Genomic DNA, 319 nt, shown 5'->3' with positions numbered 1-319 from the left:
TCGTGTTTAAAACACACTATTAAAGGTGATGCAAATTTAGCGACTATAGATGAAGTTAAAAAATTAATGGGTGGTGACGCTTCTGGTAGAGTTGCTAGATAAAAAAATGAAGACTTTTAATTAGATTTGGTTAATAAGGAAGTTGGGTTTATAAAAAACTCAGCCTTCCTTATTTTTTATCTAATACAACTAAAAAATATAAAATTAAAATGGCACAATTTACTAGAATAGAAGTTGCAAATGCAATGAAAGAAACAGGAATGATTCCTTTGTTTTTTAATAACGATATAGAATTAAGTAAAAAAGTATTAAAAGCTTG

The 319-nt window shown here is 27.0% G+C and carries 1 pseudogene; it reads left to right on the top strand.

Annotated features, from left to right (window positions below):
* Positions 1-209: 209 nt before the first annotated feature.
* Positions 210-319 (top strand): annotated as a pseudogene (locus Q0776_RS17745) (bifunctional 4-hydroxy-2-oxoglutarate aldolase/2-dehydro-3-deoxy-phosphogluconate aldolase); the annotation flags it as partial.

The organism is uncultured Lutibacter sp., from assembly GCF_947495725.1.
Taxonomy (GTDB): domain Bacteria; phylum Bacteroidota; class Bacteroidia; order Flavobacteriales; family Flavobacteriaceae; genus Lutibacter.
The sequence above is the reverse complement of the archived record's forward strand: the minus strand, read 5'-3'. Positions and strand labels throughout refer to the sequence as shown.